Origin of the sequence: Pelotomaculum isophthalicicum JI (genome assembly GCF_029478095.1) — a bacterium.
GTDB lineage: Bacteria > Bacillota > Desulfotomaculia > Desulfotomaculales > Pelotomaculaceae > Pelotomaculum_D > Pelotomaculum_D isophthalicicum.
On record NZ_JAKOAV010000001.1, the window covers coordinates 243,086 to 269,981 of the forward strand.

The following is a 26,896-nucleotide window of genomic DNA, read 5'->3' on the forward strand; positions in this document are numbered from 1 at the left end:
TTAAGGGGGTGCCAGATGATTTCAACGCTGTGGGAAAGTCTGCTTGATTTGCTTTTTCCGCCGCGACCGGGATGCCCTTTTTGCGGCGCTCCCGGTTCAGGGACTGAAGTTTGTTGCACCTGTCTTTCGACAATTAGCGGGTACCGCCTGGAGCCCCATTGCTGTTTATGCGGCCGCTTGCCGGAAAAGATGGCGCCGAGCGCCCCGGATGGTTATTATCTGTGCAGTGAATGCCGGAGACACGGCTGGCCTTTTGTACTAGCCCGTGCGGCGGGGCCTTACGAGGGAATCTTAAAAGAGGTTATCCACCGGTTTAAATATGGTGGCAGCCGCCGGCTGGCTGTGCCGCTGGCCGCGCTTATGGTTGAGGTGTTGCTGTCAGAAACCTTATATGCCAATATAGATCTTGTGCTACCCGTGCCTCTCACGTATAACAAGCTGCGCCGCAGAGGTTTTAATCAGGCTGGCTTATTGGCGAAGGAAATCGGAAGCGGGTTGAAAATACCGGTGAGCGGCAGCGTTTTGGTCAAAATTACCGATACACCTTCCCAGACCGGATTATCCAGGGCGGCGCGGGAAATTAACTTAAAAAACGTCTTTAAAGTAACAGATGCGCGATATCTTCAAGGTAAAAATATCTTAATTGTTGATGATGTTTTTACTACCGGTAGTACAATGTCGTCTGCCGCCGCAGTAGTCAAACGAGCCGGAGCGGTACAGGTGTTCGTTGTTACGGCTGCCACCGGCCGGTGTTCTTAATATTCTACAAAAAACGTGCCAATAAATAACATAAATTGACATTATTTTATCGAAGAAGAACAGTTACCCACACTTTAACAGCTGATTTTATTAGTTATTAACAGACTTATCAACATTATCAACAGAAACTTCTAAACAAATAACTTTCAGCAAGGTTTTTTTCGACAAAGTGAGGTATATGTACAGTAGTGGGATGTTATGAAAGACTTGACAATCCCATGACCCTATGTTAACATGGCTGTACGTGAGCTAAAGAAACACGGAATTAAGTTTTCTAGGAGGTATGTCTGTGTTAGGTAAGGTTAAGTGGTTTAATCAAGAAAAAGGTTACGGGTTTATTGAGAGAGAAGACGGCGGAGATGTATTCGTCCATTTTTCCGCGATTCAGGAAGAAGGTTTTAAGACTTTGAATGAAGGACAAAAGGTTGAATTCGATATTGTCGAAGGCGCCCGGGGTCCTCAGGCGGCCAACGTTTTGAAATTATAAATTTGCTTTAATAAAATAATTTCTTCGTTTTACCCCAGCAAGTCTGGGGTTTTTACTTATCATTGAATGTAATTTTGTTCTGCTGCAGATATAAATATAGCAGGAATTTTCGCCGTTTTGGGGAATAATGTATTTAAGACATTGAAAAGGGGGTTGTTTTATGAAGGTGCAAGTACGCGGTAGGAACATTGAAGTAACGGATGCATTAAAAGATTATATCGCAAAGCGCGTCGGCAAACTGGATCGATATATAGACAACCTCGGCGATGCTCAGGTGACAATGACTGTTGAGAAAGATTCCCACCGCATTGAAGTAACCATACCGGTTAACGGGATGATCTTGAGGGGTGAAGAAAGCACCGGAGACATGTATACTTCTACCGACCTGGTGGTGGAGAAGCTTGAGAAGCAGATTCAAAAATACAAGGGTAAACTGCAAAAACGGGGTATCCGAGTAATGAATGTGCAGAAACCTTCTGCTCCTGACGAAACTGAAGAGGAAGCGCCTAAGCTGGTTAAGACCAAGCGTTTCGCGATCAAACCGATGCCGGTGGAGGAAGCTGTTCTCCAGATGAACTTGCTTGGGCATAACTTTTTTGTATTCTCCAACGCTGAAACCGAGCAAGTCAATGTGGTTTACAAACGAAAGGACGGAAATTTCGGGATTATCGAGCCGGAGTTCTAATTTTATAAAAATTTAATTATGATATGACAGAGCGCCTCAACAGGGGCGCTCATTATTTGGAATTAAATACTATAATTGACGGTTTGGATAATAATCAAGTATAATAATTTGATATAAATGATGAGATGTAGCTACTCATGAGTCAAGAGCCGGAAGTCTGGAATCAGAATGAGAGAATGGTTTATCGTCTCGAAATATTCTGAATACTGACTACTGACTACTGACTACTGACTACTGAATAATGAGGTGATATAGAGTGCTCGGGTTTATTAAGGATTGGCTTGATGATAACGCCCGTGAAGTAAAGAAGCTGCAGCAGGTTGTTAATAAAATCAATAGCCTGGAACCAAAGATGTCCGCGATGCCGGAAGAAGAATTAAAAAATATGACTGTGGTTTTTCGCGAGCGCTTGGAACAGGGACAAACCTTGGATGATATCCTGCCGGAGGCATTTGCCGTTGTCAGGGAGGTTTCCCGGCGGGTATTGGGAATGAGGCATTTTGACGTGCAGTTGCTGGGTGGCATTGTGCTGCACCAGGGCCGTATAGCCGAGATGAAAACAGGCGAAGGTAAAACCCTGGTGGCCACTTTGCCGGTTTACCTGAATGCCCTCACCGGCAAAGGAGTTCATGTAATAACGGTAAATGACTACCTGGCCCGCCGTGACAGTGAGTGGATGGGCCAGATTTACAGCTACCTCGGTTTAAACGTGGGTTTGGTGCTGCACGGCCTGGAGTGGGAGGACCGCAGGCGGGCTTACCGCTCCGACATTACTTACGGCACGAATAATGAGTTTGGTTTTGATTACCTGCGGGACAACATGGCCCAGCATCCCGACCAATTGGTGCAGCGTGAGCTGAATTACGCCATCGTGGATGAAGTGGACAGCATTTTAATTGACGAGGCCAGGACCCCGTTGATTATTTCCGGACAAGCGGAGAAGTCTACCGACTTGTACTTTACTTTCGCTAAAGTGGTTCCCCGGCTGATCAGGGAAACCGATTATAATGTCGACGAAAAAGCGCACACTGTGGCCATTACTGAGTCGGGAGTGGCTAAAGTAGAAAAAATGATTAGTGTTGAAAACCTGTATGACGATAAAAACATTGAGCTCGCCCACCATTTGAACCAGGCCCTGAAAGCCTACGGGCTGATGAAACGGGACCGGGACTATGTGGTGAAGGACGGGCAGGTGATCATCGTTGATGAGTTTACCGGCCGGTTGATGTTCGGCAGGCGCTATAGCGACGGTTTGCACCAGGCCATCGAGGCCAAAGAGGGAGTCAAGATCGAGCGGGAGTCTCAGACTCTTGCCACCATTACTTTTCAAAACTACTTCCGGATGTATGACAAACTGGCGGGTATGACCGGAACGGCGGCAACCGAGGAGCAGGAATTTAAAAAAATTTACGATTTAGATGTGGTAGTGATACCCAGCAACAAACCGATGATCCGCAAAGATTTGCCGGATGTTATTTATAAAACAGAACAGGCCAAATTTTCCGCGGTTGTTGAAGAAATCGCAGCCAGGCATGACAAGAGACAACCTGTGCTGGTCGGCACGATATCTATTGAAAAATCAGAAATCCTCAGCAACATGCTCCGCCGGAGAGGCATTGCCCATCAGGTGTTAAATGCCAAATACCACGACAAAGAGGCCGAGATTGTGGCGCAAGCCGGGCGTGCGGGAGCGGTGACCATTGCTACCAACATGGCTGGCCGCGGTACCGACATCCTGCTTGGAGGCAATCCGGAATTTCTGACGCGGTATGAACTGCGCAAGCAAGGCCATGAGTTTGAAGCTGCCGGAGAGATTACCTCTGTAGCTGCCGGTGCGGACGATACCGTTTATAGGGCGCTGCTGGAAAAATACCGTGCCCAATCAGAGGAAGAAAGACGTCTTGTTGTTGAGCAAGGCGGGCTGCACATCATGGGTACTGAACGGCACGAAAGCAGGCGTATTGACAACCAGCTCCGGGGGCGCTGCGGCCGTCAGGGCGACCCTGGCTCGACCCAGTTTTACAGTTCCCTGGAAGATGATCTGCTGCGGCTTTTCGGTTCCGAAAACATTTCAGGCATTATGGACCGGTTGGGGATTGAAGAAGATATGCCGATCGAGCATGGAATGATTACCAGATCTATTGAAACTGCCCAAAAAAGGGTGGAAAACCGTAACTTCGATATCCGCAAGCACGTGCTCCAGTACGATGATGTAATGAACCAGCAGCGTGAATTGATCTACAGGCAGCGCCGCCAGGTGCTTACAGGGGGCAATCTTAAAGAGAATATTATGGAAATGATCGGCGCTGCAGTTGAGCGGGCCGTAGCCACTTATGCTCCGGAAGGGGTTTACCCCGAAGAATGGGATTTGAAAGGGCTGCTGGAATACTCTGAGCAAATTTTCCTGCCGAATTCCGGATTGTCGCCGGAAGACCTGGAAGGTATGGGACGCAATGAATTGCAGTCCTTCCTGGTTGAGCGCTCAAGCGAGATGTACGAAGCCAGGGAACAAGAACTGGGCGGGGAAATGATGCGGGAGATCGAACGGGTGGTTATGCTCCGCATTGTTGATGAGAAATGGATGGATCACCTTGACGCCATGGATCAACTCCGGGAGGGCATTGGTCTGCGGGCGTACGGCCAGAAAGACCCTCTGGTGGAGTATAAGTTTGAAGGATATGAAATGTTTCAGAATATGATTGACTCCATCCAGGACGATGTGGTGCGTTACATTTTCCGTGTGAATGTGGTCCAGCCGGAACAGCGGCAAAAACGGCAGGTTATAGAAAACCGCTATGCTGAGGAAGGTCCGAAACAACCGGTGCGCAGGGAGAATAAGGTGGGGCGCAATTCGCCCTGTCCGTGCGGCAGCGGCAAAAAGTATAAGAAGTGCTGTGGCAGGGCGGAAGCAGTCTAGATGATCAGGAGTCAGAATTCAGGAGTCAGAATGAGGGAATGGTTTATCGTCTCGAAGTATTCTGAATTCTGACTACCTAAATAAAATAATTTAGAAAATGGTGAGAGAATGTTTATCGAACTGAAGCGAGAAATTGAGCCTATCGGCAAACGAATGGAAGATTTGAGGGTTTCTCTTTGACATAATAAAAAAAGAAGAAGAAATATCTTTATTAGAAAAGCAAATGCTTGAACCAGGTTTCTGGAATGATCAGGAAAACGCTCAGAAAATTACCCAGCGGGTGGCTATTCTCAGGGATAAGGTTTTATTTTTCCACGAACTGGCTAGGGAATTTGAGGATCTGGAGGTTCTGGCTGAACTGGGTGAAGATGAGGAAGACGAAGAAATTGCCGCTGAAGTGAAGGAAGGATTGACAACCCTCAACCGGAAAGTGACAGATTTGGAGCTGGCCGTCCTTTTAAACGGGCCGTATGACCAGGGCAACGCGATTATTTCTCTTCATGCCGGCGCGGGCGGCACGGAAGCCCAGGACTGGGTCGATATGCTGATTAGAATGTATACCAGATGGGCGGAACGCCACAAGTTTAAGATTGATGTTCTTGACATGCTGCCGGGCGACGAGGCGGGCACCAAGAGCGCAACCCTTGAGGTGGTTGGTCCTAATGCCTATGGCTACCTCTGCTCTGAAAAAGGAGTGCACCGTCTGGTCCGTATTTCGCCTTTCGACGCCGCCGGCCGCAGGCATACATCCTTTGCGTCCCTGGACGTGCTTCCTGAAGTAGAAAATGATGTGGACGTGCAAATCAGCCAGGATGATCTGAAAATCGATACTTTTCGCTCAAGCGGGGCTGGAGGTCAGCATATCAATAAAACGGACTCTGCAGTCCGCATTACCCACATACCCACAGGTATTGTAGTAACATGTCAGAATGAGCGCTCACAGATATCAAACCGTCTGGCTGCAATGAAAATGCTCCAGGCAAAGCTGATAGATCTTGAATTGCAAAAGAAAGAAGCCGAACTAGCCGCCCTGCGGGGCAATCAGCAAGAAATCGCGTGGGGCAGCCAGATTCGCTCGTACATCTTTCACCCATACAGCCTGGTTAAAGACCACCGCACCAATGAGGAAAACGGAAATATCAACGCGGTCATGGATGGGGAAATCGACGCGTTTATTGCCGCTTATTTAAAGGATAAAGCGCGGAAGCTAAATGGGTAAGCATATATGTATGGTTATCAAGATTCTACAGGTGTATGACGTGGCGCTTACCCAACGGGCTCATGTTCGTCCTTTAAAATTGTTTGAGCCGTGATATAATATCAAGTTTCTTTACCGTTGCTATAAAAGGTAGCGGTTTTTTATTTTTAGAGTTCTTAATGTGATCAATTTCGACACCAGGGAAGGAATTTACGTCAAGAAAAAGAATACTAATTTTGGTGCGTATTTTATAGCCTCGTAATGTTCTGGACAACATAGTTATACGCAATAGATTCATGGTAATCCCGGAGTGTCACAAAATGCGTTTAAAATTTATCCAGGAAATTATCGGGGTGAGCGCCGGTGTCATTTTAACCGCCATGGGTCTGGATATGTTCCTCATCCCTAATAAGATTGCCGCCGGGGGAGTCAGCGGCATTGCCACTATCCTGCACTATTTGATCAATGTTCCTGTTGGAGCGGCTATGCTTGTTTTGAATGTCCCTCTGTTCGCTGCGGCAATTTACCGCCTGGGATTGCAATTCGGCTTTCGTTCACTTTACGGAACCTTAACCCTTTCCCTGGCGGTTGACGCGCTTGTGCCTTTATTGCCCGTTCCCACGCATGACCTATTGCTGGCCTGTTTGTTCGGCGGAGTGCTGGTCGGGCTGGGACTTGGGCTTGTTTTTAAGTATAATGGCACAACCGGGGGGACCGACTTGCTGGCGGCTATATTACGCACATATACGGGGGTAAATATCGGGCAGTTGCTCTTCCTGGTAGATGCCACGGTAGTGATTACCGCCGGTTATGTTTTTGAGTCGGCGGAACTGTCGATGTACGCGCTGATCACCATTTTTGTTACCGCCTGGCTGATTGATCTGGTTCAGGAAGGGTTTAGTTACACCAAGGCTTTTTTAATAATATCCAACCGTCCGGCGGAAATATCCGCCGCGATTGTGGAAGGATTGAACCGGGGCGCTACTGCCTGGCCGGCGCGCGGTGTGTATACAGGTGTCGATAAAGAGGTTCTCCTTTCGGTAGTAAACCGGTCGGAAGTGTCCCGTCTGAAAGAAATTATTTATCAAGTTGATCCTCATGCTTTCGTAATCCTGGCGGATGTGCACGAGGTGCTCGGGGAAGGTTTCAAAGAGTATAAGTAAATGACACGGGGGTTATGGGATGGGGGAAATTGAATTACTGAAGAGCAAGGCAAAAGAGATTAGAAAAAACATAATTAATATGTTGGGGGAGGCTGGTTCGGGGCACCCGGGCGGGTCCCTGTCTTCAGCCGATATCGTCGCCGTGTTATATTTCCATGAGTTGCGCCTCGACCCCAACCGGCCGGATTGGCCCGACCGCGACCGTTTTGTACTCTCCAAGGGGCACGCTGCTCCAGTTTTGTATGCTGCCCTGGCCGGGAGAGGGTTTTTCCCGGAGGAGGAGTTGATGACACTACGCAAGTTGGGCAGCCGGCTGCAAGGTCATCCGGATATGCGCAAGGCGCCCGGTGTGGATATGTCCACCGGTTCACTGGGGCAGGGTTTGTCCGCCGCCAATGGCATGGCCTTGGCTGCCCGGCTGGATAAAAAGAATTACCGTGTTTACGCGCTGCTTGGAGACGGCGAACTAGATGAAGGAATGGTCTGGGAAGCAGCCATGGCGTCCGCTCATTACAAGCTGGATAACTTGACAGCCTTTGTCGACCATAACGGCTTACAGATTGACGGCCCGATAACCGAGGTAATGTCACCTGAGCCGGTAGCGGATAAATGGCGCGCTTTTGGTTGGCATGTGCTAGATATTGACGGTCATGACATCAAACAAATTATAGATGCGCTGGACGAAGCAAAAACGATCAAAGGCAAACCCACCATGATCGTTGCCAAAACTGTCAAAGGCAAGGGCGTATCCTTTATGGAAAACCAGGTCGGCTGGCACGGTACGGCGCCGAAACCTGGCGAAGTGGAAAAGGCCCTGGCGGAATTGGATTCAGATTTGCGTCTTTGAGAGGGGTAAAGTCAATGAGTAAAAAAATAGCGACCAGGGAGGCTTATGGGGAAGCGCTGCTGCAATTGGGCAGGGAGAATCCGGACGTAGTGGCGCTTGACGCCGACTTGGCGAAATCCACAAAAACTTTTGATTTTGGGAAAGTCTTTCCCGAACGTTTTTTTGATATGGGAGTGGCTGAGCAAAATATGATCGGCACTGCCGCCGGCCTCGCCGCGGCGGGTAAAATTCCTTTCTGCAGTTCTTTTGCCATTTTTGCGTCAGGCCGGGCTTTCGAGCAGGTGCGCAACAGCGTGGCTTACTCCGCGCTGAATGTTAAGATCGGGGCCAGCCATGCCGGAATTACCGTTGGCGAGGACGGCGGCTCGCACCAGTCGGTGGAAGACATTGCGATCATGCGGGTGTTGCCGAATATGACGGTATTTGTGCCCGCCGACGCGGTTGAAACAGCGGGGGCGGTCAGGGCGGCGGCGGCCATCAATGGGCCGGTTTATATCCGCCTGGGGCGGGCCGGGGTCCCGGTGCTGCACGGCTCTGACTTTAAGTTTGAGCCGGGAAAAGCGGTAGTGCTGCGGGAAGGAAAGGACGCCACCATCATTGCCACCGGGATCATGGTTACGGCTGCCATGGAAGCGGCGGACTATCTGGCGGAAAAGGGCGTCAAAGCCGGGGTTCTGGATGTTCATACAATCAAGCCTCTCGACGTGGATGCTATTGCCAGGGTTGCCAGGGATACCGGCGCGCTGGTTACCGCCGAGGAACATAGCGTTATCGGCGGCCTGGGCGGGGCTGTGGCTGAAGCGCTTGCCGAAAACTGTCCTGTTCCAATGAAACGGGTAGGCATCATGGACAAGTTCGGTACTTCCGGGACCCCGGATGAGTTGCTGAAAAACTATGGCCTTACATCCGATTCTATCGCTAAAGCGGTGGAAGAGGTAATTGCGAGAAAATGATAGATGTTTGCTGAAGTATATCATAATAAAAGTCCTTATCTGGCTAAGTGAACTAAACCCGGTTAATTGTACAAAATTTAAAACCCGATAGTAAATTCTAAGAGTTTACATGGTTTGACATAAATTTACACGAGTTGGCACCGTTTTTTGTAAGGTGTCAACTTTATTTTTAGCAGAATCCGGTCACAATTATCATTTTAAGATTGTTTCCATGAATTATTTCCCTATGAAGGATTTCAAGTTAATTTATTGAATTATGATATTGGGCAATTCTACCTTAATTCATGCGTATCAGGAATTATATCTTAATAACAAGTTTTAAGGTAACAAAAGCTTAAAGTTATGAAGAATTTTTAGAAAGGAGAAAGCGTCATAACAACATTGTATCGAAGCAGACTAGGAATTAGGCTTACTGTTTGCATATTATTAGTAATTTTTTTGATATGCGCAAGTCCGGTGCCGTATGCTTCTGCCGTAGGCGAAATAGCTGTCCAGCCGGACAAACCTCTATTTACCGATTTGGCGGAAACAAGCCCGCTTTACCCCTACGTGCGTTACCTGGCTGAAAAAGGTATCATCAGCGGGTTTCCCGATGGTACCTTCCGCCCCACCGAAAGTCTTACCCGCGCACAGGCCGCTAAAGTGATGGTTTTAACCAAGAATCTCTCCGAGGTTAAGGAAATATCTCCAACTTACCAAGACGTGCCTGCAGACCACTGGGCCTTCGGGGTGATCGAGGCTGCGACTAAAGCGGGTCTGTTTACGGGATACCCGGACGGAACCTTTAACCCGGACGGCGTAATCACCCGGGCAGAGGCAATAGCCCTCCTGTTCAGGCTTTCCGGAGGAGCACTTTCTGACAAAAAGGTGGAAATCGGAGATGTTGCCACCGGTCACTGGGCCTACCGGCAGGTAGCGACCGCGATCGAGGCCGGCCTGGTGGAGCTGCCTTCCGACAAACTTTTTCAACCTGATCTCGCTTTTCGCCGAGGCGATTTAGCTCGGAGCTTGAGCGCTATGATCACTATAGGCCCAGATCTTCGCACCGCCGCTCTTACTGGTAAGCTGACAGTCAAGAAAGGAAAAGTAACCTTTACCACTGGAGACGGTGTTTCCCATGAAGTTGGTGGAGAGGAACAAATAAGCGCCGGGACTAAGGTTGCCACCGATAATCAGGGTAAGGCCGAAATCACATTCGATGACGGTAGCGGCATGCTCCTTGAAGCCAACACAATAATAGAGATTACTAAAGCCGAAGGTTTCACTTATATGCGCCAGGATGGTTCACCCGGCGTGGCCGTAGACAAGCTGGTAGTAAAGCTGAAGCAGGGCAATATCTTTGGTGCCCTGGCTAGCCGTTACGATAACCCGGCCCAAACCACGGGAGAGAAAAAGACCGCCTTTTTTGACAAAGTTGAAAAACATACCCTGGTTCTGGCTTCAACCGAAATGCCGCCGGGCCTGTCCGGTATACTTATAGCGGAAGGTGGGAGCGCTAGCGGAGGAAGTGAAGAAATACCCTGGTGGAACGAGCCGTACGCCGAACGTGAGCGGGTGGTTGTGGACATGCCTTGGGGTGTTGCCGCCATCCGGGGCACCTTCTGGATGAACCAAGTGAGCGCCGGCGGGCAGAGCACATCATTAATTACCGGACACGCGGTTGTAACCTCGGGAGGTCAGACTGTTAGCGTAACCGCCGGTCAATCCACTGTGATCACATCTCAAAATGCGCCGCCGACACCTCCGGCAGCACTGACACAAAATCAAGTACAAGCTTGGGCTGCGGTGGAGAAATTCGTTAATGAGCGCGCCCAAGAGATCCAGAACAATATTCCGCCGCCCCCGGCCCCGGTTGTTTTGCCGCCCGAAATGCCGGTGGAGCAGTCACTTGTGACGGTTGGTCAGCAGCAACAAACGGCCAACATCGTCGAAACTGTTAAGCAGTCCTATAACCAGGTAACAGGTAGTGTAAATACTCCCACCGCGACTACTCCTCCTATTAGTAGTGGCGGAAGCAATCCTGTCTTGCTGACCAGGGCAAAGGCGGCGCAATTGTTAGTGGAAAAAATAGGGCTGACGCCTGACTCATCCACAGAAACCTTGTTTACCGACGTTCCGCTTAACCACTCGGCGGCAGGTTATATATATGTTTCAATGAAAAATGGTTGGCTCATTGGTTATCCGGACGGCAGTTTTCATCCTGAAGGCCGGGTTACCAGGGCGGAATTAGCCACGTTATTGTGTAAAATTTTCGCTTTTCCCTCATACGTACCGGCTACGCCTACTTTTTCGGATATATCCATGCATTGGGCGAAGACATTTATTGAGAAGTTGGCTAATAAAGGAATAATAAACGGCTATCCGGATGGGACATTCAGGCCCGATGATTATATCACCGAGAATGACGCAGGTACTGTTTTATCAAGAATTAACGTGGCAGCATATACTTGGAGCGTCGAAACTGTGGACAGCGCGGGGGACGTGGGCAACTATAACTCTATGTCGCTGGACGCCGCAAATAATCCGCACATCAGTTATTACGACTACTATGACGCGACCAACGGCGATCTAAAATATGCGCGCTGGGATGGCACAACCTGGCTTAATGAGATGGTGGACGGCAGTGTATGTAACGTTGGCGAGTATACATCGTTAGCACTGGATACTTCCTATTATCCCTGTATCAGCTATTATGACGCGACCAATGGTGATTTGAAGTATGCCCACTGGAATGGCACTGCCTGGCAAAAAGAGACTGTGGACGGCAGTGTTTATGATGTGGGTAAATACACATCTTTAGCCCTGGATTCTGCGGGCTATCCCCGTATAGGGTATTATGACGCAACCCACGGAGATCTCAAGTACGCGTACTGGAATGGTACTGCCTGGCAAAATGAGACTGTGGACGGCAGCGTATATAACGTTGGCGAGTATGTCTCTTTAGCCCTGGATACTGCGGGCTACCCTCACATCTGTTATCGTGATGTTGATAACGGCTGCCTGAAATACGCCTATAAGGACGGTTCCGGTTGGCACACGGAGATTGTAGACGGAAGTGTGGATGATTGTGTTGGTTGGTACTCAACAATCGCTATTGACGCGGCTAGCCATCCTCATATAGGTTATTATGATATGACCAACGGTGATTTAAAATACGCGTACAAAGACGGGTCGGGCTGGCATGTGGAAATTGTGGACAGCGCAGGTACGGTGGGATGGAGCACTTCACTGGTATTAGATTCCGATGGTTGTCCTCATCTTAGCTACGATAGTTGTGATAGTCTAGAAATAAAATATGCTTACAAGAACTCATCGGGCTGGCATATTGAAACCGTAACATCAATAAATTCATCCAGTGAGAGTACATCGATAGCTCTAGATTCTTATGGCCACCCCCGTATCAGCTTTTATGACACCTTTTTAGATGATCTAATATACATTACCAGGCAATGGTAATGATAAGTTAAGTATTATATGTTGAGGCTGTGTCAAAAGTTCAAAATACTAAATCTCATAATGATTCAAAAAGACATCCCGTATCACTATCAAAGTGGTACGGGATTGTTATATAAATCATGATTTTGGGCCCATTGCCGGGACAAAAATTCTTTAAAATTTACTTTTCATAGCCCCTTTAGATATCTATTGTTTGTACCAGAGATGTAGACAAATAATGATATCTAATTTTTTTGTTCATAAGCCGATATAAGGGATTTTTTATCGGTCGGGATATTTCACCGGTGCCGATGATTTCAAAGGGGGATTATGCAAATAATCGTAAGTGTGGGAGGATTTTACGCTAAACTTGTCGAATGTAACCCCAACTTGTTTTATGTCGTATAGTTTTATAAGCGGGGTGGGTGTTTGATTAATTTTTATAATGTCACCAAAATCTATCCCGGCAATGTCAAAGCTTTATCTGATGTCACTCTCCAAATCCGCAAAGGTGAGTTTGTCTTTCTGGTAGGCCCCAGCGGGGCCGGGAAGTCAACATTAACCAAGTTGATTTACCGGGAGGAGCTTCCAAATCGCGGCCAGGTAATCTTTAACGGGAAAAATGTCGCCCGTATGCGCCAGCGGGAAATTCCATATCTGCGGCGTTCAATCGGCATGGTTTTTCAAGATTTCCGCTTGTTGCCGCAAAAAACTGTGTTTGAAAATATAGCCTTTGCTATGGAGGTAATCGGGGCGTCCGGCAGGGAAATAAAGAAAGTAGTGCCTAAAGTTCTCAATATGGTCGGCCTGGCCAAGAAGGCCGATGTGTTTCCCGACCATCTCTCCGGCGGCGAGCAGCAACGGGTGAGTGTAGCCCGCGCTATCGTGAATAACCCGTTGTTAATTATCGCCGATGAACCGACCGGCAATCTGGACCCCGACACCTCTCGTGATTTGATGAAATTGTTCTTGGATATAAACCGCAGGGGTACTACCATTATTATGTCCACTCATGCCTGGGATATTGTGGACGCCATGAAGAAACGCGTTGTGGAGTTGGCCGGCGGACTAATTGTGCGGGATGAGAAGGAAGGGACATATCGCTATGAGGCTTAGCACCATCCGGTATTATTTCCGTGAGGCTGTCCAGTCAATTTTGCGCAATAGTTGGCTTTCCGCGGCCTCGGTGGGGGTAGTCGCCGTATCCTTGCTGATCCTGGGCAGTTCCCTGCTGCTGGTGGTAAATGCCGGCCAAATGGCTGCCAACCTGGAATCAAACATAGAAATCAGCCTTTTTTTAAAAGATAATACGACTCCGGCCCAGGTAAAACAAATTGAAGACAAGATTAAAACCATGCCCGATGTCGCTCAGGTTGAATTCGTTACTAAACAGCGGGCTTTGGAGGAAATGAAAAAGAATCTTGGGGATAAGAAAGACATTCTTACCGGCCTGGAGGAAAAAAATCCACTGCCGGATGCCTTCAAAATCAAAACACGTACTGTTGAACAAGTGGCGCCGCTGGCCCGTCAATTAGAAAGTCTGCCTCAAGCGGATCAAGTTCGCTATGGCCAGGGAGTGGTCGAAAACCTGATGGCTTTTAGCCGCTGGGTGCGCACAGCGGGTTTAGTTCTGATGATTTTACTGGGGGTCGCGGCTGTTTTTTTAATAGCCACCACTATTCGTCTTTCTGTCTTTGCCAGGCGCCGGGAAATCGGGATTATGAAGTTCCTCGGAGCGACAAACTGGTTTGTCCGCTTTCCATTTTTGCTTGAAGGAATATTTCTGGGCTTGACCGGCTCGTTGGTGGCGGTTTTCATTATATTTTTCGGTTATTATTCTTTAATCGGCAGTGTTCAAATTTCATTGCCTTTTCTACAACTAGTCAGTGACCGAAATTTAATTATGCCTTTAATGGAGGGATTGCTGCTTTTGGGGCTGTTTATCGGAGCGGCCGGCAGTATGATTTCCATGCGCAAGTTCTTAAAAGCGTAATTGTATTATTGTTGACCTGGAGGTTTGATTAAATGGAATTCAGCTTTTTAAAGAAAAAAATCCTGGCTGGTGTTATGGGCTTGGTTTTTATGGCGGGAGCCATCGGAGCCGCTTATGGTGATGAACTTGAACAACAATTGAACAAAACCAGGGAGCAGTTAAACCAGAAGCAAAACCAAGCCGAGCAGGCGAGGGGTGTGGTCAAGGATTACTCCCAGCAGGTTGCTTCGCTAAATAGTACAATTAGTGATAAGACTCTCCAACTGAACGACCTGGAAAAAAACCTCGGACAGGCCAAAGAAAACTTGCGTAAGACAGAGGCGGAACTGGCGGCAGCCGAAGCTAAACTAAACGATAGCACTGATATATTGAATAAAAGAGTGCGCAACATGTATGAGATGGGCAACGTCAGTTACTTGGAAGTTCTTTTTGAGTCTAAGGATTTCAGTGATTTTGTCAATCGTTTCGAGCTCTTGAAAAGGGTAGTGCAGCAGGATATTTCCATTATAAATCAGGTCAAATCCGATCGCCAGCAAATCAGCAACCGGAAGGCAGACTTGGAAGTGCAGCAGGAACGGTTGGTAGCCATGATTTCTGAGCAAGAAGCCACCCGTAAAGAGTTGCAGGCAAAGCAAAGTGAAAAAAATGCCTTGCTCAAAGAGGCCAGTGCTAACTTGTGGGATATTGAATCGGAAGCTGCCCGTTTAGAGGCTCAGGAGCAGGACATTTTACGCCAGATCGCCGCCAGCCGGCGTTCGAAGTCGCAGCCGCGTTCCACCGGGGGATTTACCTGGCCGGTACCGGGTTATACGGACATTTCCTCTCCATTCGGCATGCGCGTGCACCCCATTTTGGGCACCAGCAAAATGCACAACGGGATTGATATTCCGGCTCCCGAAGGTGCGACCGTGGTAGCCGCCCAGGATGGTGTGGTAATAGATGTAGGTTATATGAGCGGTTATGGCAATATTGTCATGATTGACCACGGCGGCGGCCTGACCACTCTTTATTCGCACCTATCCGCGCAGTTGGTTGGTAACGGGGAGGAAGTGACCAAAGGCCAGGCTGTCGCCAGAGTGGGAAGCACCGGCATGGCAACCGGCCCGCACCTGGATTTTTCTGTGAGGGTGGACGGCGATCCGGTCAACCCGTTAAATTACTTGTAGGGCTGTCTCGGAAAGCAAATTGTTATAAAAATTAAAAGTTGCTTAGAGCAAACTTCCTTGGAATTCCAGCGTTTTGATAAACAAATATAATGTTGTTAATACTAATAAGGGCAGGTTTTTGGTGCTGCCCTTTGAATATTAAATAGGACATATTGTTGAGCTTCATTGGTAATGACTGACAGGTCATCCAAATATCTTTTATTGTACGCCAAACAGAGCGAATGTTATACAAAGATAAAATTATTTTGCTGACGCGGAGGATTTGAGTCTAGCCGCCATAGTATTGTAGTATAATAACGTATGTGTAATAGGACAAGAACGGCAGGTGTGTTTGGCATTGAGTTATTATGATTACGGGGCTGGTTCCAGGAACGGTAGATGGCGTTATATACTGGCAGTGTTTGTATTTATTGTATTTCTGGTGATGGGTGGACTTCTGGCCAGTAATTACCGGAATGTCGGCAATTTGGTCAAGGTCGTCTCCCTGGTGCGAACGCAATATCTATATCCGGTAAGCTCAACCCAGTTGATGGATGGGGCAATTAAAGGCCTTGTCAATTCTCTGAGTGACCCGTATTCGGTTTACCTTGATCCAAAAACATTTTCACATCTTCAAGAGCAGATCAGGGGATCCTTTGGCGGTTTGGGTATTTTAGTGGGTGTAAAAGAACAGTACCTGACAGTGGTGCGAGCCTATCAGGGAACGCCGGCAGCCAGGGAGGGAATAAGAGAAGGCGATGTGATCGCCAGGATTGACGATCGTGACGCGAAAGGCATTGATCTGGACACGGCGATAAACCTGATGCGTGGACCAGTCGGCTCAAAAGTCAATCTCGGCATCAACAGACAGGGAGTGCCGGAGCAGTTGCAATTTACCTTAACCAGAGAGGAAATCAGTGTTCCTACTGTGGAGGGGCGGGCTTTGGAAGGCAACAGCATCGAGCATATTGTTATCAGCCAGTTCACAGAACGTACCGCTGATGAAATAAAAGAAGTATTGGCCAAAGTGAAGACCGAAAAGATAAAAGGGATTATTCTGGACCTCCGGGATAATCCAGGCGGTGAACTCAACTCGGCGGTAGAAGTGGCTAAAAATTTCATTCCAAAAGGGCCGATTGTATATATAGATAACCGTGTGGGTCGCGAGCAAGTTTATGAATCGGAAGGAAAAACAATCCAGCTCCCGTTTGTGGTGTTAATCAACGGGGGGAGCGCAAGCGCTGCTGAAATCCTGGCCGGGGCGGTAAAAGACACCGGTGCGGGAGTTCTGGTCGGGACCAAAACTTTTGGTAAAGGGATTGTTCAAACGGTATTTCGATTGGATGGCGGCGCGGGATTAAAGCTGACTACCGCCCGTTACCTGACGCCGGCCAAGAACGATATCCATGAAAAGGGTATTCAACCTGATATCCTGGTGCAATCCCAGGATGATCGCCTTCATGATGTTCAGCTAGATAAGGCTGTGGAGATCCTTAAGGAGAAAATCGCAATAGCCGGATAGGGAAATTAAGTTTGTTTTTTTAATAGCCGTGGGAAAAGTATCTCCACGGCTTTTTGGATATTGGAGAAGAGCCTTAAAGCATTCGAGGTGAAGCGTTTGTATCCCTTTACGGAGATTATACCCTTAATCCTGAAGTCCTTTCTGCAAGCGTTCATGGACCCCCAATTCTGGCCGGTTTTTTTGTTGATAGTGGGTTTAATCGCTTTGCAGTACCAACGGATGGGTAGATTGAGGGAAAGTTTCTTTCATCAGAAATCCGGCAGGGCTTGGGCGGATGTAATTATGGCGGCGGGCTTTGGGTTGCTGGGCGGCTTGGCGGGAAGCTTCCTGATGGTTTTTATCGGCCTGACCCTTTCCGGTCCGGATCTGATTTATCTTTGGCCGGTGGCCATATTGCTCATGCTGATAAACATGCGTTTTTTATGCTTCGCTTATTCCGGCGGAGTGTTGGCTGTTTCCAGCCTGCTTCTTGGCTTTCCTCAAGTGAATATTCCGCAGATAATGGCCCTGGTCGCCGTGCTGCACATGGTGGAAAGCATTCTGATCCTGGTTAGCGGCCACCTGGGGGCGGCGCCCGCTTTTATTAAAGCGGCTGGCGGGCGGGTGGTCGGCGGTTTTACCCTGCAGCGATTCTGGCCGATACCGCTCGTAGTGCTGGCCGTGGCGGGTACCGGTGCGGTCCAGGGGGTGGTTGAAATGCCGGATTGGTGGCCGTTGATTAAACCCGACGTGCCGGGTGAATTGCACAACCTGGTATTCTACTTGATGCCGGTGGTAGCCGGTTTAGGCTACGGTGACGTGTCGATTGCCAGAAGTCCGGTGGAAAAGAGCCGCCTGTCCGCGCTCCACCTTGGCCTCTATAGTGTAATTTTGTTGATTTTGGCTGTGCTGGCGGAACATAGCCGCGCGGTAACGCTGGCTGCGGCGCTGTTCTCCCCGCTTGGGCACGAGACGGTCATTTATATCAGCAGGAGGATCGAATCTTGTGGTGAGCCGCTGTACGTCCCGCCCGCCAGGGGAGTGAGGGTGCTTGACGTTTCACCGGACATGGCGGCCTGGCGTGCCGGCATACGTTCGGGGGATATCATATTGGCGGTAAATGGCCTGGAGTTGACGGATAAAAATAGTTTTTACCAAATGCAACAGGAGACATTTTTGCCCTTGCTGGTGGATTACTTCAGCCGCGCGGCGGGTGAAAACCGCAGGCGGCTGCTGGTGCCTGCGGGACCGGGGGGTTGGGGTTTGGTGCTTGTACCGGAAGGAAATGAAAACAAATATGTTGAACTTTGGACAACAGGACCGTTAGGACGCTTGCTAAAGGGATTCTGGAGAAAATTTCGAAGTTGACACTTTTAAAATAATGGGGATATAATCAGTTAAAAATAGTCCCATGAGCTGTTCTGCATTAATAACGAGAAAGGCAAGGTGGGAACAAGTTATGTGTGAGGCAAACGCATTTTTAAGAATACCGGGCAAAGAGGACGAGTTGTTTCTGGAGATGGTTGACCGGGTTGTGCCCCGCGATGACGGCTTGCTGTTAGAAGATATATTCGGCAAAAGAAAGATTATCAGAGCTAAAATTGTGGAACTGGCCCTGGTGGATCACAAAATAATCCTGGAAAAAGAACCGCAATGAATGAATATATACGGAACAGGGTGACCATTCCTGTTCCGTAGTTTTTTACTGCCGAACATGAACTGCGTTATGTGCCTAAAGGTTGGACGAAGACGCATGGGGGTTATAAAAGGATTGAATAAAGTCATCTATGAAGACGATTTTGACTTGAGTGAAATCAACAGCCTTGAAGAATTGCAGAACATGGCCGGGAATTGTGCCAGGTGCGGCCTGCGGGGCGGGTGTTCCGGGGTGGTTTTTGGGGAAGGTAATCCGGAGGCCAGGTTAATGTTGATTGGAGAGGGACCGGGAGCGGATGAAGACCGGTTGGGCCGCCCTTTTGTGGGCAAAGCCGGGCAGCTATTGGACAAGATCCTGGCGGCTGTCGGCCTTGAGCGGTTTAAACACGTTTTTATCGCTAATGTGGTTAAGTGCAGGCCCCCCGGCAATAGGGCGCCGCGCCCGAATGAGGCTGAATCATGCCTCCCGTGGCTTTACCGCCAGATTGAACTGATATCCCCCAGGATCATTGTCCTGTTGGGCGGCACCGCTTTACAGAACCTGGTCGAACCCGACGCCAGGATCACTATTATGCGCGGGAAATGGCTGGTAAGCAAAAGCGGGATCAAAATCATGCCTACTTATCACCCGGCCGCGCTCCTAAGAGACACCAGCAAAAAACGCCCTGTATGGGAGGACTTTCAAAAAGTCAGGGATGAGTATTTAAAGTTGTAGGAGCTATTTTACCCGGGACGGCGGGCCAGGCCGTGACCCCTTCTTGTTTAGCTTGTTTTAACAACATCATATAATGCCTTTCTGCCGAGTTAATTTTAAAAATAACATAGTCGGAAAGTTCACCGTCAATATGATTCATTTCCTTTAATGCCTGCTGCCAATCCCGCCGGGCGCTTTCAATGACCGACATTAGGGTGGGTTCGCAGGGCATGTCCGCCCGTTTTTTTATAAGTCCTGAAATTTTCGCCGATAATAATTTTATCACAGACAAGATGTCCATCACCATCACCTCATTATATAAATATGCACATCGAGTGATAAATAGACGGCATGAGCAACAGTGTGATCAAAATAAACACCTGGTTGTCACTGAAAAACACAAATTACATTTGTAATTAATAAAGAATTTTAAATTGAGGGGTGTATTTATAACCCCGTGTGGGAGGGTTTTCAAAAAGTCAGGGATGAGTATTTGAGTTTATAGGGGCATGCGTGCCCGGCTTTATGGGCCAGGCTACAGCCCCTTCTTTTTTGGCCTGGTTTAATAGCGTCATGTAATGCTTTTCCGCTGTGTTTATTTTTAGGATAGCACTATCGACAAGATCACCTTCAGCGTAGTTGAATTCTTGCAGCGCCTGCTGCCAGTCCCGCCGCGCGCCGTCAACAGCCAGCGCCAGTTTGGACGCGTGGGAGCCATCCACCCGCATTCCCGTTAATCCGGCTATTCTCCCTGACAACAGTTTGACAACTGATTTAATATTCATCGGTGTCACCTCATTGTATAAATATGTTTACCCTATTGCAAATAAAACTTCAGCCCCGTAGTCATTATTCACGACATTCAATATTTCAGCATTTTTTACGCATAATAACTTTTAATAAAAATACGGGGTGAAGGCTGTGGGTGACTATAAAATTAAGTATAAATATTTCCCGCTGGTTATCATCATGACAATGGTGCTGACCTTTTTATGTGGTTGCGGCGGGCAAGGACAAGCCCAGAAGAAACCGGTGAGTAATAACGGGAACCGGCAGGAAGTAAAAATTGCGGTAAGTCTGGCTGATCTGGAGAGGGATGGAAATCAAATTTTTAAGAGGACTATGTCCGGGCGCCAAGGGCAAGGCGGACAGAGCGGCGGCCAAAATGATCAGGGCGGCCAGCAGGGTAAGCAAGACCAAAGCCAAAACCAGCAGGCCGGTGAGATGGTGGTGCCGGTGCAAGCCGGCGGTGGGCAGGGCGGTCAGGGAAGCCAGGGCGGTCAAGGCCAGCAAGTGAACATTACCTGGCTCGACGCGAAAAATGATTCTGCCAAGCAAGAAAAGGATCTTGATGATCTGATCAAGCAAAAAGTCAGAGTAGTGATTCTACAACTGGTAGATCCTTCTGCCGGACCCAGACTGGTGCGCAAGCTGGCTCAGGCCAACATCAAAGTGATCGCCCTGGAAACGCTGCCCGCCAATTCTCCGTTGGATGGTTACATCGCCTCAGATCACGCCAGAACCGGGGAACTACAATCCCGCTACCTTCTCAGCGCGGCCCAAGGCCGGTCCGCGCCGCTGAAAGCAGTGGTTTTGCAGGGTGATAAAAACGACCAGGCATCCCGGGAGATTACTTCATCATTGCTGGAAAATCTGAAAGATCAAGCGCAGGTGCAGGTGGTGTTGGTAAAGGACCATCCCGCCGGTGATCCGCAAATGGCCAAAACTACCCTTGAGCAAGCGTTGACGTCCACAAACAACCAAATTGACGCAATTCTTATTACCGATGACCGCATGGGTACGGGAGTGGCAGAGGTGTTGAAAAACCGGGGTTTGAGCAAGCGGATTGTAACTATCGGCGCCGGGGCCGGCAAACAGGCTTCCCAGGCGCTGGCGGCGGGGGAGCATGACGCTGAAGTGGATGTCATGCCCGAACTGATGGCCCAGTATGCTTATGACGCGGCGGTGGGGCTGGCTACCACCGGGCACTGGCAGTATGATAAACAGATCAGAAACGGCGATTTTGACGTGCCTGCCAGGATTACCCCGGTGCGTTTGATTACCAGGAATGAATCATATCTTCTTGAACAGCGCTGGGGCAAGCCGGCGGCGGGACAGGAAGGCGGCCAAGGCGGGCAGCCGGGGCAACGGCAGCAAAGCAGCCAGGATAAAGGACAATCAAGTGATCAGAGCGACCAAAAAAAAGTGGGCGGCGGCCAGGGCGATCAGGGTGGAGGCAAGAAGACAACGTTGCGTGTTACCACCCAGGATGGAAAAACAATGGAGATGCAAATAAACGGTGAAATAAAGAAGATTGAAACTATGGACGGCGCCGGAGGCGGCAAAAGCGATGGCGGCGACCAGGGTCAGGCTGGAAGTGGCGCCGGCGGCCAAGGCGGCAGCGGGAGTTAATCTGGTTATTTGTTGACAATTATGTTAAAATGCAATCTATAGAAAGTTCGCTAAAAACTAATGTATCGGTTCTAAATAGTACGAAAAAGGATGGTTAGTGATGCCGGATAGCTTTGTTCAAAATTTGTTTGCTGAGAGAATCGGGGGCCCGAAGTTTGGTAAGGACACGGTTATTTACAAGTTTGAAAAGATAAAACGCGCGAAAGCGGCAGCCAGAAAAAATCATCCAGGTGTTGAAATAATCGATCTGGGAGTCGGCGAACCTGACGAGATGGCTGATCAGGGGATTGTGGCAAAACTGTCCGAGGAGGCGGCGAAGCCCGAGAACAGGGGATATTCCGATAACGGAATACAGGAATTCAAGGATGTGGCGGCTAAATATCTGGAGACGGTTTACGGAGTAGAAGGTTTGAACCCCGAAACAGAAATAATCCACGGCATTGGTTCAAAGCCGGTGCTGGCCATGCTCCCGGCAGTGTTTATAAACCCTGGAGATATTACCATCATGCCGGTGCCGAATTACCCGGTGCTGGGGACCTTGACCAAGTGGTTCGGCGGGCAGGTGGTCAATCTTCCAATAACGCCGGAGAACGGGTTTTTCCCGGATATAGATTCCCTTGACCGGGAAACAAGAAGAAAAGCCAAACTGTTGTACTTGAATTATCCCAACAATCCCACGGGAGCATGCGCAACCAGGGAATTTTTTGAGAAGGTTATAAAATTTGCCAAGGAGAACAATGTCATAGTTGTTCATGATGCCGCCTACGCCGGGCTGATGTTCGACGGGGAGAAGCCGTTAGCTTTCCTCTCAATCGAAGGGGCTAAGGATGTGGGGGTAGAATTGTTTTCCTTATCCAAAGCGTACAATATGACCGGCTGGAGACTTGCCGCTGTCGCTGGTAATGAACTGGTTATCAAAGGATTTGCCACGGTGAAGGATAACAATGATTCCGGGCAGTTTATCGCTATCCAAAAAGCCGGGATTTATGCTTTGGAGCATCCTGAGATCACGGAAAAAATCAGCGAAAAGTATTCAAGAAGGCATAATATGCTTGTGTCGGCACTGAATGAGGTTGGATTTAGCGCCAGAAAACCAAAAGGCTCATTCTACCTTTATGTTAAAGCTCCGAAGGGCATCAAGGGCGGCAGAAGGTTTGAAAATGCCGAGGACTTTTCCCAGTACCTGATTACAGAAAAGCTTATTTCAACCGTTCCGTGGGATGACGCGGGCAGTTACGTACGCTTCTCGGTAACTTTTATCGCGAACGGCATCGAGGAGGAAAAGAGAGTTGTGGATGAGATCAGGAGTAGACTGTCTGATGTGGAGTTCGAGTTTTAGGATAAATAAATATATGCTCCACTGAACCCTGTGCACAAGCAATGTTCGGCTAATAGATTATTAAAACCCCGCTACTACAAAAAGCAGTCAGTGGGGTTTTAAAATATTCAAGTTCTTTAAACGGATCGAATTAAACACGCCGGCACTCATTTTATATCATCCGGGAATATAAGCATGAAGCATTATAAAAGGACACTATATAGTAAATAATATTTCCTACGGGATGAAATCAACGAAAGAATAAAGGGGAACCTTTTGACTGTAAAAATAATTATTCTTATTACGGCGATTATTATTAGTATTATTTCTTTGTTATCCATATACTTTTTGTGGGCAAGACTGCATCCTATAGAAATTTTGGCTTATTATCTGTTTTACACGATATTGCTACAACAAACATTTACTATTTTTACAATGAATTTGCACCTGTTTGAAATGGCAGATGGAGCAACAATCATGTGGCCGGTTAAAATGATCGGTTTGTTTTACTACCCGGTTATTAACTTATGGCTCTTATCTTTTTTAGGTTCAAGGAAGCTAAACATAATAAGAAAGGCATTAATATTTGTAATATTCCAGACGCTCCTGTTAGGCATGGATTATTTACATGGTAAAACCGGTTATATATATTCAATTCATTGGTCTCTTGGGTATGGCGCTATCAGACATATAATATTATCTCTCTTAGCTTTTTCGTTTATGTCATGTTTTAGGAAATTGTTGAGGGAAAGGAAAGTCATGGCATGATCCTGTATCCTCCGGTTAAGTTTGATGAAAACGAGTGGTTTATTATAATAACCGGCATCCTAATGTGGGCAATGATTTTTTTGTTGCCGAAACGATTCTCATTCCTAACTATAGTGATAATCTGGTTGTTTAATTTTTTTATAGGCCAAATGACAGACTTCATCATTGGAAAGCCGCCGCTTAGTTATTATTATTACAACGATCTTCCGGAATATGAATACTTTGATCTCCTTCTTTACTTTGTGTCATACCCTTCGTTTGCTTATTTTTTTATCTATTTCTATGATAGGTTGAACTTAAAAGGATTATGGTTTATTGGTTATATTTTTGTCTGGTCACTAGTCACAACCGGGATGGAATTGATATCAGTAAAATATTTCCACCTATATACTTTTACCGGATGGTGTTCACCATATTCAATCATTGTTTTTATTTTGGTTTATGTTTTGAATCTGATAGTATTCCGCTTTGTGGAACACCATCAGCCAAGAGTAGATTGGGGATATCGAATATTCTAGTTCATTATTGTCATATGAAAATTAAAGAGCCTAAAAAAAACAGGCTCTTTTTGGATTAATTTTTTACTTTATAATTGGATGTCCTGCACTGCGGGCTAACTGGTACATGATATATTGATTTAGACTAACTTTTTCATCCTTAGCTTTTTCGACCAAAGTGCGGTGAAGGGATTTTGGTATGCGAATATTGAGTTTGCCGGAATAGTCGTCTGATTCCCTTGCTGGTTCGGGAATCTCAATGCTTTCTTCAAGTGCGGTTTCTAACCAGCAGATCTTTGCGTCTTCAATCATCTTAAGTGCTTCTTCCACTGTTTGACCCTGACTTATACATCCAGGAAGTTCCGGTATTTCGACAGCATAACCACCATCTGCAGAGGGATGGAGGGTTACCTGGTAAGGTAGCCCCAGGTAATATTGAAGGTCTTTATTCATCTTTCATATCTCCTTCCAGAGCTTTGATTGCCAGCTTTACATAGGCTATGTCGATATGTGGCTGGTCGTAAGGAACTGTAACCAGTGTTGTTCCCTTGGTATATGTATAATGGCTTGATCCTTTCCTGGGCTGTCTTTTTTTGAAGTCTGACCTGATTAGAATTTTGTCCAGTTCCTCGAATCGTACCTGTCTAGGGTTATTCTTAATCTTTTGAAGCAGCTTTTCGAGTTTGCTCAATGCCACCACTCCTGGTACTATAGTACTATATATAATACTATATGTCGAGCAGGTTTAGATAGTTATATAGAATATCCCTAATACAGAACATACTTTTGGTGTCTTGTTTCTTGTGGTATACTAGTAATGTTAAAAAATATCTAGAAGGTGCAGCAATGCGGACTTTTCAGCTGAAATCAGAATATAAGCCCATGGGGGACCAGCCTAAGGCTATCTCCGCTCTGGTGGACGGCTTGAAAAAGGGGCATCAGGGACAGGTTTTGCTGGGCGCTACCGGCACCGGTAAAACATATACAATTGCCCAGGTGATTCAGGCTGTCCAGCGGCCGGCATTGATCCTGGCGCCGAACAAGACACTGGCTGCCCAGCTTTGCGGGGAGTTTAAAGAGTTCTTTCCGGACAACGCGGTGGAGTATTTTGTCAGCTATTATGACTACTACCAGCCGGAAGCATATATTCCGCATACCGATACTTACATTGAGAAGGATTCGTCTGTCAATGAAGAAATAGATAAACTGCGCCACTCGGCCACCTGCGCTCTCTTCGAGCGGCGGGACGTGATAATCGTGGCCAGTGTTTCCTGTATTTACGGCCGTTGACACCAGAAGAATACAGCACGCTGGTTCTCTCCCTGCGACAGGGAGAAATCTATGACCGGGACGCCGTCTTGCGCAAACTTGTGAGTATCCAATATGAACGCAACGATATAAATTTTATCCGGGGAAAGTTCAGGGTGCGGGGCGACTTTCGCTACACTGGGTCCTTACGAGTTGAGTGAAGCTTCTCTCTAGAATTTACGGATGGCCACTAAACAAATGGGGGCAACGCCCTCATTAACACTTACTTCACCCGCTATGAGTTTTAACTCCTAATTTTCTCATTAAATAGGTTAACTGACTTGGAATTACTTTGGTTGAGTCATAGGTAATGCTTACCCGGTCGACCCCAGTGATTTGCACATCCTTTACCCCTTGCAGGGTATGAAGCTCTTTTTTTATCATGGCTACTTTATCTGTATCATGCAAGCCTTCCACTTTAAAGTGCATTAAATAATCCATAAACTTCACCTCAAAGTTTTTATTATTAAAAGCAAGCGGATCTAGTTCCTAGGAAATAGGCGGAGCTTAGATAATTAGGCAGTTTAACGTCTTACCCAGGACCAAAGTGAGCAACCTTCTTTGCAATGGGCCGTTTCTCTAAGCATCCAGTGCTTTGTAAACATTTTTAAACCTCCTCCACAATTTATTTGAGTCATCATTTTATATGACAATATTTTTGATTATCTGAATAAAAAATTGGTTCTTATATAAAGTGGTTATTGTTTTAAAATGTGGGCTTTTATTGTTTTTATGTCTTCTTTGATCTCAATTGTAATGTTTAATTGTTTTGTTAAACTAATTATTATTTCTTGATACTTCGCTTCACGTTCTTCTTGTTTGATATCTCTTTTATCCTGCGTCTTTAATATATAAAATCACTAATGTTGCATTAAATAATCGAAGAATAGTCAATGCCTAAAATGGTTTAAAATGATTAAAATTACTCGAAAAATGACTAATTTCCATAAATATCATGGCATTTCATTAAAAAACTCCTTATAATAGAGGTATAGCAGGTAATCCTGTCCATAGTCTCTAAATAAGGAGAATAAGCATGGATAAGGATACCACGAAATCCACATTTAATGAAGTACTAAATCAATTTCCAATTAAAAAATTTAACTCTTTAGTTAAAGAAACCGGTTCAGACGAGTACATCAAAAAGTTATTTATGATTA

At 47.2% G+C, this 26,896-nt stretch carries 24 protein-coding genes and 1 pseudogene; 19 read left to right on the forward strand and 6 right to left on the reverse strand.

From position 1 onward, the window contains the following. Nucleotides 1–15: 15 nt before the first annotated feature. From L7E55_RS01150 to L7E55_RS01225, 16 genes are all read left to right on the forward strand, one after another. Nucleotides 16–759 (forward strand): ComF family protein, encoded by a 744-nt coding sequence (locus L7E55_RS01150; RefSeq protein WP_277442123.1) that lies wholly within the window; start codon nt 16–18, stop codon nt 757–759. Nucleotides 760–1,048: 289 nt separating this feature from the next. Beyond that, complete coding sequence (locus L7E55_RS01155) at nt 1,049–1,246, forward strand: cold-shock protein (RefSeq protein WP_476747854.1); 198 nt, start codon at nt 1,049–1,051, stop codon at nt 1,244–1,246. Nucleotides 1,247–1,406: 160 nt separating this feature from the next. Then, complete coding sequence (hpf, locus tag L7E55_RS01160) at nt 1,407–1,931, forward strand: ribosome hibernation-promoting factor, HPF/YfiA family (protein WP_277442125.1); 525 nt, start codon at nt 1,407–1,409, stop codon at nt 1,929–1,931. A 256-nt stretch (nt 1,932–2,187) separates the two neighbouring features. Beyond that, entirely contained in the window at nt 2,188–4,848 is a 2,661-nt protein-coding gene (secA, locus tag L7E55_RS01165; RefSeq protein WP_277442126.1) for a preprotein translocase subunit SecA, read from the forward strand. A 108-nt stretch (nt 4,849–4,956) separates the two neighbouring features. After that, nucleotides 4,957–6,067 (forward strand): peptide chain release factor 2 gene (gene prfB, locus L7E55_RS01170; protein ID WP_277442127.1). Its coding sequence is split into 2 segments (ribosomal slippage): nt 4,957–5,025 and nt 5,027–6,067, totalling 1,110 coding nucleotides; the frame shifts between segments, so codons are not numbered across the junction. Nucleotides 6,068–6,366: 299 nt separating this feature from the next. Next, nucleotides 6,367–7,209 (forward strand): YitT family protein, encoded by an 843-nt coding sequence (locus L7E55_RS01175; RefSeq protein WP_277442128.1) that lies wholly within the window; start codon nt 6,367–6,369, stop codon nt 7,207–7,209. A gap of 19 nt (nt 7,210–7,228) precedes the next feature. Continuing rightward, nucleotides 7,229–8,056, forward strand: a complete 828-nt coding sequence (locus tag L7E55_RS01180; RefSeq protein ID WP_277442129.1) for a transketolase — start codon at nt 7,229–7,231, stop codon at nt 8,054–8,056. 14 nt (nt 8,057–8,070) lie between these two features. Further along, entirely contained in the window at nt 8,071–9,009 is a 939-nt protein-coding gene (locus L7E55_RS01185) for a transketolase family protein (RefSeq protein WP_277442130.1), read from the forward strand. Between the two features lie 456 nt (nt 9,010–9,465). Next, nucleotides 9,466–12,465, forward strand: a complete 3,000-nt coding sequence (locus L7E55_RS01190; RefSeq protein ID WP_277442131.1) for an S-layer homology domain-containing protein — start codon at nt 9,466–9,468, stop codon at nt 12,463–12,465. A gap of 408 nt (nt 12,466–12,873) precedes the next feature. Next, entirely contained in the window at nt 12,874–13,560 is a 687-nt protein-coding gene (gene ftsE, locus L7E55_RS01195; protein WP_277442132.1) for a cell division ATP-binding protein FtsE, read from the forward strand. Beyond that, nucleotides 13,550–14,437 carry a permease-like cell division protein FtsX gene (ftsX, locus tag L7E55_RS01200; RefSeq protein WP_277442134.1) on the forward strand — a complete coding sequence of 296 codons (888 nt, stop codon included), beginning with the start codon at nt 13,550–13,552 and terminating at the stop codon, nt 14,435–14,437. The genes ftsE and ftsX overlap by 11 nt, the downstream gene beginning before the upstream one ends. A gap of 32 nt (nt 14,438–14,469) precedes the next feature. Further along, nucleotides 14,470–15,603 (forward strand): murein hydrolase activator EnvC family protein, encoded by a 1,134-nt coding sequence (locus L7E55_RS01205; protein WP_277442136.1) that lies wholly within the window; start codon nt 14,470–14,472, stop codon nt 15,601–15,603. 337 nt (nt 15,604–15,940) lie between these two features. After that, nucleotides 15,941–17,104, forward strand: coding sequence for a S41 family peptidase (locus L7E55_RS01210; RefSeq protein WP_277442137.1), 1,164 nt, complete (start codon nt 15,941–15,943; stop codon nt 17,102–17,104). Nucleotides 17,105–17,293: 189 nt separating this feature from the next. After that, nucleotides 17,294–18,451 carry a PDZ domain-containing protein gene (locus L7E55_RS01215; protein WP_338091136.1) on the forward strand — a complete coding sequence of 386 codons (1,158 nt, stop codon included), beginning with the start codon at nt 17,294–17,296 and terminating at the stop codon, nt 18,449–18,451. Nucleotides 18,452–18,542: 91 nt separating this feature from the next. Continuing rightward, on the forward strand, nt 18,543–18,740 hold the full coding sequence (locus L7E55_RS01220; protein WP_277442138.1) for a CooT family nickel-binding protein: 198 nt from the start codon (nt 18,543–18,545) through the stop codon (nt 18,738–18,740). A gap of 114 nt (nt 18,741–18,854) precedes the next feature. Continuing rightward, entirely contained in the window at nt 18,855–19,454 is a 600-nt protein-coding gene (locus L7E55_RS01225) for a uracil-DNA glycosylase (protein WP_277442139.1), read from the forward strand. Here L7E55_RS01225 and L7E55_RS01230 read toward each other — a convergent pair. After that, on the reverse strand, nt 19,429–19,734 hold the full coding sequence (locus tag L7E55_RS01230) for a DUF2508 family protein (protein WP_277442141.1): 306 nt from the start codon (nt 19,732–19,734) through the stop codon (nt 19,429–19,431). The genes L7E55_RS01225 and L7E55_RS01230 overlap by 26 nt on opposite strands. Before the next feature lie 178 nt (nt 19,735–19,912). Then, nucleotides 19,913–20,218 carry a DUF2508 family protein gene (locus L7E55_RS01235; RefSeq protein WP_277442143.1) on the reverse strand — a complete coding sequence of 102 codons (306 nt, stop codon included), beginning with the start codon at nt 20,216–20,218 and terminating at the stop codon, nt 19,913–19,915. 136 nt (nt 20,219–20,354) lie between these two features. On the opposite strand from L7E55_RS01235, the gene L7E55_RS01240 reads away from it, so the two are divergent. Next, nucleotides 20,355–21,845 (forward strand): substrate-binding domain-containing protein, encoded by a 1,491-nt coding sequence (locus L7E55_RS01240; protein WP_277442144.1) that lies wholly within the window; start codon nt 20,355–20,357, stop codon nt 21,843–21,845. Between the two features lie 100 nt (nt 21,846–21,945). Next, nucleotides 21,946–23,184 carry an LL-diaminopimelate aminotransferase gene (locus L7E55_RS01245; RefSeq protein WP_277442145.1) on the forward strand — a complete coding sequence of 413 codons (1,239 nt, stop codon included), beginning with the start codon at nt 21,946–21,948 and terminating at the stop codon, nt 23,182–23,184. Between the two features lie 1,328 nt (nt 23,185–24,512). Here L7E55_RS01245 and L7E55_RS01250 read toward each other — a convergent pair. Then, the gene (locus tag L7E55_RS01250; RefSeq protein ID WP_277442146.1) at nt 24,513–24,881 is read right to left on the reverse strand and encodes a type II toxin-antitoxin system HicB family antitoxin; all 369 of its coding nucleotides are present in this window, start codon (nt 24,879–24,881) and stop codon (nt 24,513–24,515) included. Continuing rightward, on the reverse strand, nt 24,874–25,125 hold the full coding sequence (locus L7E55_RS01255) for a toxin HicA (RefSeq protein ID WP_338091135.1): 252 nt from the start codon (nt 25,123–25,125) through the stop codon (nt 24,874–24,876). Before L7E55_RS01255 ends, L7E55_RS01250 begins: the two co-directional genes overlap by 8 nt. 149 nt (nt 25,126–25,274) lie before the next feature. Here L7E55_RS01255 and L7E55_RS01260 point away from each other — a divergent pair. Beyond that, nucleotides 25,275–25,864 (forward strand): annotated as a pseudogene (locus L7E55_RS01260) (DEAD/DEAH box helicase family protein); the annotation flags it as partial. Between the two features lie 100 nt (nt 25,865–25,964). Here the strand turns inward: L7E55_RS01260 and L7E55_RS01265 are convergent. Both L7E55_RS01265 and L7E55_RS17640 read right to left on the reverse strand, forming a co-directional pair. Beyond that, nucleotides 25,965–26,177 carry a heavy-metal-associated domain-containing protein gene (locus L7E55_RS01265; protein WP_277442148.1) on the reverse strand — a complete coding sequence of 71 codons (213 nt, stop codon included), beginning with the start codon at nt 26,175–26,177 and terminating at the stop codon, nt 25,965–25,967. A 257-nt stretch (nt 26,178–26,434) separates the two neighbouring features. After that, nucleotides 26,435–26,587 (reverse strand): BhlA/UviB family holin-like peptide, encoded by a 153-nt coding sequence (locus tag L7E55_RS17640; RefSeq protein WP_277442165.1) that lies wholly within the window; start codon nt 26,585–26,587, stop codon nt 26,435–26,437. Between the last annotated feature and the right edge of the window lie 309 nt (nt 26,588–26,896).

Excerpts from the sequence above, each read along its gene's own strand:
- L7E55_RS01150 (WP_277442123.1), top strand. The coding sequence starts at position 16 with ATGATTTCAACGCTGTGGGAAAGTCTGCTTGATTTGCTTTTTCCGCCG.
- hpf (WP_277442125.1), top strand. The coding sequence starts at position 1,407 with ATGAAGGTGCAAGTACGCGGTAGGAACATTGAAGTAACGGATGCATTA.
- L7E55_RS01175 (WP_277442128.1), top strand. The coding sequence starts at position 6,367 with ATGCGTTTAAAATTTATCCAGGAAATTATCGGGGTGAGCGCCGGTGTC.
- L7E55_RS01180 (WP_277442129.1), top strand. The coding sequence starts at position 7,229 with ATGGGGGAAATTGAATTACTGAAGAGCAAGGCAAAAGAGATTAGAAAA.
- L7E55_RS01185 (WP_277442130.1), top strand. The coding sequence starts at position 8,071 with ATGAGTAAAAAAATAGCGACCAGGGAGGCTTATGGGGAAGCGCTGCTG.
- ftsX (WP_277442134.1), top strand. The coding sequence starts at position 13,550 with ATGAGGCTTAGCACCATCCGGTATTATTTCCGTGAGGCTGTCCAGTCA.
- L7E55_RS01205 (WP_277442136.1), top strand. The coding sequence starts at position 14,470 with ATGGAATTCAGCTTTTTAAAGAAAAAAATCCTGGCTGGTGTTATGGGC.
- L7E55_RS01220 (WP_277442138.1), top strand. The coding sequence starts at position 18,543 with ATGTGTGAGGCAAACGCATTTTTAAGAATACCGGGCAAAGAGGACGAG.
- L7E55_RS01230 (WP_277442141.1), bottom strand. The coding sequence starts at position 19,734 with ATGGACATCTTGTCTGTGATAAAATTATTATCGGCGAAAATTTCAGGA.
- L7E55_RS01235 (WP_277442143.1), bottom strand. The coding sequence starts at position 20,218 with ATGAATATTAAATCAGTTGTCAAACTGTTGTCAGGGAGAATAGCCGGA.
- L7E55_RS01245 (WP_277442145.1), top strand. The coding sequence starts at position 21,946 with ATGCCGGATAGCTTTGTTCAAAATTTGTTTGCTGAGAGAATCGGGGGC.
- L7E55_RS01250 (WP_277442146.1), bottom strand. The coding sequence starts at position 24,881 with ATGAATAAAGACCTTCAATATTACCTGGGGCTACCTTACCAGGTAACC.
- L7E55_RS01265 (WP_277442148.1), bottom strand. The coding sequence starts at position 26,177 with ATGGATTATTTAATGCACTTTAAAGTGGAAGGCTTGCATGATACAGAT.